The 449-nt window shown below is 69.7% G+C and carries 1 pseudogene; it reads left to right on the top strand.

Going from position 1 to position 449, the window contains the following annotated elements:
- A pseudogene (locus tag EEB19_RS26375) lies at positions 1-449 on the top strand (hypothetical protein); the annotation flags it as partial.

Raw genomic sequence — 449 nt, 5'->3', positions numbered from 1 at the left:
GGCCAGGACGGCCTGGAGCTGTTCGACGGGCGCAAGGTGCTGGGCGTGCAGGCCGATGCGCAGGGCCACGTGGTCAAACTCGATGACGGCAGCCAACTGCATGCGCGGCTGCTGGTGGCCGCTGACAGCCGCTTCTCCGCCACCCGCCGCATGCTCGGCATCGGTGCGCAGATGCGCGACTTCGGCAAGTCGATGCTGGTGTGCCGCATGCAGGTCGAGCGCGACCATCACCACACCGCCTGGGAGTGGTTCGGCTACGGCCGCACGATGGCGCTGCTGCCGCTCAACGAGGGCCAGGCATCGGCGGTGATCACGCTGCCGCCGCGGCAGATCGAGGCGCTGCTGGCGATGGACGAGGTAGCCTTCGGTGAGGCCATCAGTGCCTGCTTCGAACACCGCCTGGGCCGGATGCAGCCGGTGGCCACGCCGCAGGCGTATCCGCTGGTGGG

Source organism: Gordonia sp. OPL2, assembly GCF_003797825.1.
Lineage (GTDB): Bacteria > Actinomycetota > Actinomycetes > Mycobacteriales > Mycobacteriaceae > Gordonia.
The sequence above is the reverse complement of the archived record's forward strand: the minus strand, read 5'-3'. Positions and strand labels throughout refer to the sequence as shown.